This window comes from Rhizobium sp. UFLA01-1127 (assembly GCF_059803845.1).
In genome coordinates, this window is sequence record NZ_JAUQTZ010000187.1 from 1 (window position 1) to 9606 (window position 9606).

Here is a 9606-nt window from a genome sequence, read left to right on the forward strand (position 1 = left end):
GGCCTTTCTCCATCATCGAGGATTTGAAATCCTAAGGACGCATAGAATGGCGCGTTGAAAGCCACGTGCCGGTCCGTCGTCAAAGTGACGCCAGCGGCCCCTTGCGTTCTCGCCGCCGCAATCGCAGCTTCCATCAGCCGCCGTCCGACACCCTGTTTCTGCCGGCGCCTGACGACATCGACTTCGGCGATGTGAACCGAGCCATCTTTCATAACGCTGGCCAGAAAGCCGAATGGCTGATCTTCATCGTCGACGGCAACGAACAGCAAGCCTTCCGCAAGGGATTGCTCCAACACGTCGATAGGCACCGACGTTGGCTCACAGGCGACCGCGCCGGTCTCATGCAGAGCCCAAAGGCATCGATCTCGATGGCTGCGAGCAGATTCAGTTCGTCTGCCCTGGCCGAACGGATCGTCCAGGCGCCTTGTTCGATCTCCGTCATTGCATCTCACATATTCGGATAGACCGGCCCCTCGCCACCCTGCGGCGGAACCCAGTTGATGTTCTGGTTCGGGTCCTTGATATCGCAGGTCTTGCAGTGGACGCAGTTCTGGGCGTTGATGACGAAGGTTTCCTTGCCATCCTTCTCCACCCATTCATAGACGCCGGCCGGACAGTAGCGCGTCGACGGACCGGCATAGACGTCATGTTCCGACGATACCTGCAGCGCCATGTCCTTGACCTGCAGATGCACCGGCTGGTCTTCCTCGTGGTTGGTGTTCGACAGGAACACCGAGGAAAGGCGGTCGAAGGTCAAGACGCCATCCGGCTTCGGATAGTCGATCTTCCGGTGCTTGGAGGCCGGTTCCAGCGATTGAGCATCCGTCTTGCCATGCTTCAGCGTGCCGAAGAAGGAGAAGCCGAACAGCTGGTTCGTCCACATGTCGAGACCGCCGAGCGTCACGCCGACCGCTGTGCCGAACTTCGACCAGAGCGGCTTGACGTTCCGAACGCGCTTCAGATCCTTGCCGATGTCAGAGATGCGCCATTCGTTCTCGATCTCGATCACTTCGTCGTTGCCGCGGCCTGCTGCAATCGCCTCGGCGATCCTGTCCGCCGCCAGCATGCCCGAAAGCACCGCATTGTGGCTACCCTTGATGCGGGGAACATTGACGAAGCCGGCCGAGCAGCCGATCAGCGCGCCGCCCGGGAAGGTCAGCTTCGGCACCGACTGGTATCCGCCCTCGGTGATGGCGCGCGCGCCATAGGAAATGCGCTTGCCGCCCTCGAAGGTGCCGCGGATGGCCGGATGCGTCTTGAAGCGCTGGAATTCCTCGAAGGGATAGAGATAGGGGTTCTTGTAGTTCAGGTGCACGACGAAGCCGACGGCGACCAGATTGTCTTCCAGATGATAGAGGAAGGAGCCGCCGCCCGTCTTCATGCCCAGGGGCCAGCCGAATGAGTGCTGCACAAGACCCTTTTTGTGGTTCTCCGGCTTGACCTCCCAGAGTTCCTTGATGCCGATGCCGAACTTCGGCACATCGCTGTTCCGCGCCAGATCGAACCTGGCAATGAGCTGCTTGGCGAGCGAGCCGCGCACGCCCTCGCCGATCAGCACATACTTGCCTAAGAGCGCCATGCCGCGCGTATAGTTCGGGCCGGGCTCGCCATTCTTCTCGATGCCCATATCGCCGGTGGCGACGCCGATGACGGCGCCCTCGTCATTGTAGAGCACTTCAGTCGCGGCAAAGCCGGGATAGATTTCGACACCCAGCGCTTCGGCCTTTTCGGCCAGCCAGCGACAGACGTTGCCGAGCGATACGATGTAATTGCCGTGATTGCTCATCAGCGGCGGCATCATGAAATTCGGCAGCCGGACGGAGCCGGCCGGGCCTAAGAACAGGAAGTGATCGTCCGTAACCTCCGTCTTGAAGGGATGCCCCTCCTCTTCGCGCCAGCCGGGCAGCAGGCGATCGATGCCGATCGGATCGACGACGGCGCCAGACAGGATATGCGCGCCGACTTCGGCCCCCTTCTCGAGCACCACAACGGCCAGATCCGGATTGATCTGCTTCAGCCGGATCGCAGCCGACAGGCCCGCTGGACCCGCCCCGACAATCACAACGTCGAATTCCATGCTCTCGCGTTCCGGCAGCTCGCTCGCGTCAGTCATTCACTCTCTCCGCTTGGCCGCATCCGAATATCTGACACAGCCTTGTCCCTTTGGACGTCTTCCCCATTCGGTTATCTCTTGTCAAAACGGGAAGGAATTGTCGAGCCGGGAAGCGACAGGCAATCCCCCAATTCGTCCAGCGCGCAGAACAAGTTAAATAACTCTTACGTTAACATCAATATTCTGATGCGACCTTTACGACAGGCGCCTTTCATAGTTGGGGCATGGCGCTTTATAAATGTCGATCGGGAATTCCGAACAGCATGAAGGATAATCAAGATGGATCTTCGTATCGGCGGAAAGCGAGCGCTGGTGCTTGCCTCATCCAAGGGCCTGGGGCACGGCATCGCCGTGGCGCTCGCCCGCGAGGGCGTGAACGTGTTGCTTTGCGGCCGCAGCGGCGAACGGCTTGAAAGCAATTGCAAAACCATCAATGCCGAGGGCAAAGGCCGGGCGGACTGGATCTGGGCCGACCTGAACGACGAAAACTTCATAAACGTCGTCACCAAGGCCGTCGCGGAAAAACTCGGAGGTATCGATATTCTCGTCAACAACAGCGGCGGTCCGACGCCCGGGACGACGGAGGATATGACAGCGGACCGGCTGGAGACCTATTTCATCTCCATGGTCTCGCGGATCATTACGCTGACCAACGCGCTGCTGCCGAGCATGAAGGCGCAGAACTGGGGTCGCATTCTCACCATCGCTTCCTCAGGGGTCATCGAACCCATCCCCAATCTCGCGCTTTCCAACACGCTGCGCCCCGCCCTTGCCGGCTGGAGCAAGACGCTTGCCGGCGAAGTGGCCGCATATGGGATCACGGTGAACATGCTCCTGCCGGGCAGCATAGCGACCGACCGTTTGGCCGAGCTTGACACCGCTGCCGCCAAGCGCGGAGGCAAAAGCCTGAAAGATGTCAGCGCCGAGCGTCAGCAGCGCATCCCTGCCGGCCGTTACGGCCGCGTCGAGGAATTCGCCGAGACTGCCGCCTTTCTCTGCAGCGAACCGGCCAGCTATGTGACGGGAACAATGGTCCGTTGTGACGGCGGCGCTGCCCGCTCACTTTAAAGTCGTCACGCGGATAAAGGACGGGGCTTTGTAAACAGGCCCGTCAACACGATTGCGTGAGCGTCGAGAGGGGCCGCTATGAGCATTGCAGCCCCTCTTTCCACTATAAATGCCGCTTGGAGCTGTCTTGCCGTCCAATTATTACATAACGGCAATCAAAAAATAGTCATTTGACTTGCTTGTTGCACCGCACAAATCATAGCAATCCGAAAGCTTTCCAACCTTTAATTTTTCGCGTTGCGGAACTGTGATAGATTGCACTGGATCAGCGTTCACGTATTCACGTTATAGGGACAGAATTACCGAACGTTAGCGGTAACGGCGATGTGATGGATTGCGGCGAAGCCCGTTTATGTTGTGCGGCGCAATAAATACACTTCAACGTCATCGCGCTTCCCGCAACTCGCCTCGACCGGTTCTTTTAATATGAAAAAATTTTGGCTTCCCCTCGGCCTTCTTGTCGTCGCAGCCCTCACAGCCTGGGGCTATCGCGACCGCATTCCCTTTCTTTCCGCATTTGTCGATCAAGCCTCCGCAGAAACCAAAGACAACAGCAAGGCAGCACAGGCAGGTGGCCAAAAGCGCCAGGCTCTGTCCTCAGTCGTCAAGACAGTCGCAGTGGTGAAGAGGCCGCTGCCCAACGATATCACGGCCACCGGCTCGGCCGTCGCACAAAACACCACGACGATCGCTGCGCAGGAATCCGGCATCATCACATCGATCGAGGCTCAGGACGGCGTTATGGTGAAGGCCGGAGATCTGATTGCAAAGCTGGACGCACGTACCGCTCAGGCCTCCGTCGACAAGGATCAGGCGACCATAGCCAAGGATCAGGCGACACTCGTGGCGGCAGAATCAGCCCTGTCCCGCGCCAAGAGCCTGCTCAACAATGCCGGAACGCAGCAGACGGTCGATCAGGCCGTGGCAGCGCGCGATACCGCGGCCGCCGACGTCAATGCCGACAAGGCGCAGCTTGCATCCGACCAGGTCCTGCTGGAAAACACACAAATCAGGGCGCCTTATGACGGACGTCTCGGGAATGTCGTCCCCAGCCCCGGTGCCTATGTCACGCCCGGCACGGCGATCGTGACCATCACGCAATACAATCCGATCTATGTGCAGTTCCATATGCAGGAAAATCAGCTTCGTGAGCTGGAGGAAGCGATGAAGGCCGGCGCGGTGCCGGTCAGTACCGTTCCGAACTCGAGCAAGGGTAAATCCCGCCAGGGTACGGTCAGCTTCTTCGACAATGCGGTCGATACCGCTTCCGGCACCATCCTCGTCAAAGCGAAGTTCGACAATGCCAATGGCGCCATCTGGCCCGGCCGATCCGTCAACGTCGTCGTTCATCTCACAGACAATCAGCCTGTGACCGTCGCTCCGACAGTTGCGATCAGCCCCGGTCCGGAAGGCTTCTATGCCTATCTCGTCAAGGACGGCAAGGTTCATTTGACGCCGGTGACGGTAGAGCGGCAAAACGGCGGCTTCACCGCGATTACCAAGGGCCTTTCGGAAGGAGATCATGTCGTCGTCGAAGGGCAGGTGCAGTTGGTCGACGGCCAGAAGGTCGTCGAACAGTTCAACGACGAAAAGCCTGAGAACCTTGCCGCAGCCGGCGATCAATCAAGCGAGAAGAGCGAAACGATTTCGGTTGGAGCACAGCAATGATCCCGCAATTCTGTATCCGACGACCGGTAGCGACGACGCTTCTGGCGCTGGGTGTGGTCATGGCCGGCCTGGCCGGCTATCAGCTGCTGCCCGTTGCCGCCCTGCCCCAGGTGGATTTTCCGACCATCAACGTTTCGGCGCAGCTGACAGGCGCCTCGCCGCAGACGATGGCGACCTCGGTTTCCACGCCGCTGATCAAGCAGTTCGAAACCATCCCCGGAATCAGTGAAATTTCGGCAACGAACTCGCTCGGCAATACGAGCATCGTGCTGCAGTTCGATCTCAACCGCAGCATCGATGCAGCAGCAGCCGACGTGCAAGCCGCGATCTCGAACGCGACGCGCCAATTGCCCAACAACCTGACGACGCCGCCGGGCTACAGGAAAACAAACCCGGCCGATGCTCCTATCATGCTGCTTGCCGTACAGAGCGATACGATGCCGCGCAGCAAACTCGACGAAATTGCCGAAGACATTATTTCACCGTCGCTGTCGACCCTTCCGGGTGTCGCGCAAGTGACCGTCTATGGCGCTCAGACCTACGCAGTGCGGGTCGAGGTCGATCCGAACAAGCTGCTGGCCCGCGGTATCGGTATCGATACCGTCAATTCCGCAATCGTCAGCGCCAACAGCCAGGTCCCGGTCGGTACCCTGCAGAACAGCAAGCAGAGCATGACGCTCAATGCCAACACGCAGAGGACGAATGCCCAGCAATTCAAGTCGCTGGTCATTGCCAACCCCAAGGGCGCGCCGATCCACCTGAGCGATGTCGCCGACGTGCAGGACAGCGTGCAGAACGTCAATGCGGGCTCATGGTACGACGGCAAGCAGGCGATCATTCTTGCCATCCAGCGTCAGCCGGACGCCAACACCGTCGCGGTGGTCGATGCCATCAATGCAAAGCTGCCGCAACTTCATGCGGAAATTCCAGCTTCCGTGCAGACGCATATCATGAACGACTCGGCGAAGCCGATCCGCGATGCGATTTCAGACGTCAAATTCACCCTGCTCCTGACGATCGGCCTCGTCGTTCTGGTCATCTATCTCTTCACCGGCCATGTAACCGCTACGATCATCCCCGGCCTTGCCGTGCCGCTGTCGCTGATTTCGACCTTCGGCATGATGTATGTGCTCGGCTACAGCATCGACAACATATCCCTGCTCGGATTGACGCTCGCCGTCGGCCTCGTGGTGGACGATGCGATCGTCATGCTGGAAAACATATTGCGGCATGTCGAGGAAGGCATGCCGGTGCTGCAGGCGGCAATCAAAGGCTCGGCCGAAGTCAGCTATACCATCATTTCCATGTCCATCTCGCTGATCGCGGTGTTCATCCCGATCCTGCTGATGGGCGGGGTGGTCGGCCGTATCTTCAACGAGTTCGGCATGGTCGTCGCCATCGCCATCGTGTCTTCCGCGGTCGTCTCCCTCACGGTCACGCCGATGCTCAGCTCGCGCCTGTCGGCAGGTCACGATCAGCCGCCGTATCCGGTGCGCCTCTTCAACCGCGGTTTCGATTGGACCCAGCGCGGCTACGACAAGGGCGTCGCCTGGTGCCTGCGCCACCGCGGCACCGTTCTCCTGAGCTTCCTCGGCTCGGTTGCGCTCTCCGCCTATCTCTTCATGGTACTGCCGGCGAGCTTCTTTCCGACCGAGGACATCGGCCGCCTGCAGATCTCCACCCAGGCGCGCCAGGACATATCCTATCCGGCGATGCGTGACCTGCAGAACCAGGCAGCGGCGCTCGTCAGACAGAATTCCGCCGTCGACCACGTCATGTCGATCGTCGGCGGCAGCATCCGTCAGCCGTTGAACAACGGCACCATGTTTGTCCAGTTGAAGCCTAAGGAACAGCGCCCGCCGCTGGACCAGACGCTACGCGAACTCCGTGCCGGCATCGGCAAGATAGCCGGAATAAAAGCCTATATCACGCCACAGCAGAGCCTGCGCTTCGGCGGCCGTCAGACGGCCAGCCAGTACCAGCTGATCATTCAAGCTTTGAGTGCCGACCAGACCAACCTCTGGGCCAACAAGATGCTGGACGCGATGCGCCGCGATCCGCGCTTTACCGACGTTGCCTCGGACGAGCAGAACAACGCGCTGCAGGCAAACATCGTCATCGACACCGAAAAGGCGGCGCAATACGGGATCAACAACAATCAGCTCCGCACAACGCTTGAGGAAGCGTTCGGCGGCTATAATGCCGCACAGATTCAGACCACCGGCGACAGCTATGACGTGATGGTCGAATTCGACACCAGCAAGCCCTGGGATGACCAGAGGCTGCAGGATATCCACGTTGCTTCGTCAAACGGCGTGCTGGTTCCGTTGTCGAACTTCGCCCATGTGCAACGCACGACCGGCCCCGTTACCATCAACCAGACGGGGCAGCTCGTTTCGACCACGGTCTCCTTCAACCTGCCAGCCGGCGAAGCGCTTGGCGACGCCACGGCGCGGATCGATCAGATCAAGAAAGAGATCGACATGCCGGCGGATATCTTCACGTCCTACGGCGGCACCGCCCAGATCTTCCAGCAGTCGCAGGGCAGCACGCCCTATCTGATCCTTGCCGCCGTGCTGACGATCTATGTCGTTCTCGGCGTTCTCTACGAGAGCTTCATCCATCCGCTGACCATTCTGTCGGGCCTCCCGGCCGCAGCTCTCGGCGCGCTGCTTGCCCTCAAGGTCTTCGGCTTCGACCTGTCGATCATCGCGCTGATCGGTCTGTTGATGCTGATCGGTATCGTCAAGAAGAATGCGATCATGATGATCGACGTGGCGCTGGAAACGCTGCGATCGACAACGGGCATATCGCCCGCGGAAGCGATCCATGAAGCATGCGTCCGTCGTTTCCGTCCGATCATGATGACGACCTTCTGCGCGCTGCTCGGTGCGCTGCCGATCGCCGTCGGCGGCGGTGCAAGCTCCGAACTGCGTCAACCGCTCGGTATTGCCGTCGTCGGCGGTCTGGTGGTCTCACAGCTTCTCACGCTGTTCATCACGCCGGTCATCTTCCTCGAAATGAACCGCCTGAGCGACTTCCTGGGGCACCTCGGCAAGCGCAAGGACCACGACCCGCACGACAAAGAACCGCCAGCGGCCATCGCTGCCGAATGACATCAGCGGGCGCCGAAAGGCGCCCGTTTCATTTGCGAGAGGTTCGAAGCACAGCGGATGCCGATGTGCTGCCGGCGGATGCGGAGGAAGCGGAAAATAAAAGCGTTCCAACGTCTTGAACTTGACGTTCAGCCATGTCATGACGCGCCCTCTTTGCGGCAGGCGCGCGTCTTGCGCCTGATAGAGGGGCTTGGCCCCAATCCAGACAATTTCGACGGAAAGGAGTGCGGGCATGGCTCGGGCGCTTGGTTTCGACTTCGGCACGACGAATACGGTCCTGGCGATGGCCGACGGACCCTCGACACGATCGGTCGCCTTCAACAGCGCTGCCGGCACAGCAGACAGCATGCGCACTGCGCTTTCCTTCATGAAGGACCCGGGATTGGGTGCGACCGCGCTCAAGGTTGAGGCCGGGCATGCGGCCATCCGGCAGTTTATCGACAATCCCGGCGACTGCCGTTTCCTGCAGTCGATCAAGACGTTTGCCGCGAGTGCGCTCTTTCAAGGCACGCTGATCTTCGCCAAGCGCCATAGTTTCGAGGATCTGATGGAGATCTTCGTGCGCCGTCTGCGCACCTATGCCGGAGAAGGATGGCCTGAGAACGTCTCACGCATCGTTACCGGTCGACCGGTGCACTTTGCCGGCGCAAATCCCAACCCGGCTCTTGCCACCGAGCGCTATAATGCCGCTCTCGCGCGGTTCGGTTTTCCCGAAATCCATTATGTCTACGAGCCGGTCGCAGCCGCTTTTTACTTCGCGCAGCATCTGAAGAAGGATGCGACCGTTCTGGTCGCCGATTTCGGCGGCGGTACGACCGACTATTCCCTCATCCGCTTCGAAAGCCATGGCGGAAAGCTGGCTGCGTCCCCGATCGGCCATTCCGGTGTCGGCATTGCCGGCGATCATTTCGATTTCCGGATGATCGACAACATCGTCTCACCGGCCATCGGCAAGGGCAGTTTCTTCAAGAGCTTCGACAAGCTTCTGGAAGTGCCTACCTCCTATTACGCCAATTTCGGCCGCTGGAACCAGCTTTCGATCTTCAAAACCTCGCGCGAATATGCCGACCTGAAGACCCTGGTGCGCAGCAGTCTGGAGCCCGAAAAGCTCGAGACTTTCATCGAGCTGGTCGAACATGACGAAGGCTACCCGCTCTATCAGGCGGTCTCCGCGACGAAGATGGCACTTTCGAGCGAGGAAGAGGCCGAATTCAACTTCCCGGCGCTCGGCATGGCCGGCCGCAAGCACGTTCGCCGCGCCGATTTCGAAAGCTGGATCGCCGAAGATCTCGCCCGCATCGAAGGCGCGCTTGACGACGTGCTGACGACCACCAACACACCGCCCGACGCGATCGACAAGGTATTCCTGACCGGCGGCACGTCCTTCGTGCCGGCGGTACGGCGCATCTTCACCGAACGTTTTGGCCGGGAGCGGATCGAGACAGGCGGCGAACTGCTGTCGATTGCCCATGGTCTTGCCCTGATCGGCGAGCGCGAGGACATCGTCCAGTGGACGGCCTGAGACAGCCGGGCACCCTGCCCTTCATTCGTACGCCGCTTTGGCTAGGGTCGGATGATTTCAGGTCGAATCGGCCAAGGATTTGAATCCGCGCTAAATTCAAATAGGTAGAGCATGATGTC

The 9606-nt window shown here is 59.8% G+C and carries 6 protein-coding genes; 4 read left to right on the forward strand and 2 right to left on the reverse strand.

Annotation, left to right across the window (positions count from 1 at the left end):
- Positions 1 to 296: GNAT family N-acetyltransferase (locus tag Q4Q11_RS29035; RefSeq protein ID WP_498571632.1), on the reverse strand; the 296-nt coding region annotated here is incomplete at its 3' end.
- A gap of 152 nt (positions 297 to 448) precedes the next feature.
- Complete coding sequence (locus Q4Q11_RS29040) at positions 449 to 2113, reverse strand: electron transfer flavoprotein-ubiquinone oxidoreductase (RefSeq protein ID WP_498571633.1); 1665 nt, start codon at positions 2111 to 2113, stop codon at positions 449 to 451.
- A gap of 279 nt (positions 2114 to 2392) precedes the next feature.
- Here Q4Q11_RS29040 and Q4Q11_RS29045 point away from each other — a divergent pair, with 279 nt between their 5' ends.
- The 4 genes from Q4Q11_RS29045 (at position 2393) to Q4Q11_RS29060 (ending at position 9487) form a co-directional block, all read left to right on the forward strand.
- Positions 2393 to 3181: an SDR family oxidoreductase gene (locus Q4Q11_RS29045; protein WP_498571634.1), complete on the forward strand. Its 789-nt coding sequence runs from the start codon at positions 2393 to 2395 to the stop codon at positions 3179 to 3181.
- A 426-nt stretch (positions 3182 to 3607) separates the two neighbouring features.
- Positions 3608 to 4849: an efflux RND transporter periplasmic adaptor subunit gene (locus Q4Q11_RS29050; RefSeq protein ID WP_498571635.1), complete on the forward strand. Its 1242-nt coding sequence runs from the start codon at positions 3608 to 3610 to the stop codon at positions 4847 to 4849.
- Positions 4846 to 7965 carry an efflux RND transporter permease subunit gene (locus tag Q4Q11_RS29055; protein WP_113215424.1) on the forward strand — a complete coding sequence of 1040 codons (3120 nt, stop codon included), beginning with the start codon at positions 4846 to 4848 and terminating at the stop codon, positions 7963 to 7965. Before Q4Q11_RS29050 ends, Q4Q11_RS29055 begins: the two co-directional genes overlap by 4 nt.
- A 232-nt stretch (positions 7966 to 8197) precedes the next feature.
- The gene (locus Q4Q11_RS29060) at positions 8198 to 9487 is read left to right on the forward strand and encodes an Hsp70 family protein (RefSeq protein ID WP_498571636.1); all 1290 of its coding nucleotides are present in this window, start codon (positions 8198 to 8200) and stop codon (positions 9485 to 9487) included.
- The last annotated feature ends 119 nt before the right edge of the window (positions 9488 to 9606 follow it).